This window comes from Cedecea sp. B1(4) (assembly GCF_059414925.1).
Genome location: NZ_JCAHMZ010000406.1, coordinates 1 through 201, shown reverse-complemented (window position 1 = coordinate 201; position 201 = coordinate 1). Strand labels below are relative to the sequence as shown.

The 201-nt window shown below is 60.7% G+C and carries 1 protein-coding gene; it reads left to right on the top strand.

What is annotated here, in order from left to right:
• Positions 1-201, top strand: a 201-nt coding sequence (locus ACR6JA_RS23485; RefSeq protein WP_494599971.1) for a hypothetical protein, incomplete at both ends; no start/stop codon positions are given.

Below are 201 nucleotides of genomic sequence, written 5' to 3'. Positions count from 1 at the left end.
GTCGGCCACCAACTCGGTGCTGTGGTTCACCGGCGAAGACATCCCCTTCGTGCCGAACAAGCGTTTCGGCGGCGTGTGCCTGGGCAACAAGATCGCCCCGATCTTCTATAACACCATGGAAGACGCCGGCGCCCTGCCGATCGAACTCGACGTTTCCAAGATGGAAATGGGCGACGTGGTCGAACTGCGCCCCTATGAAGG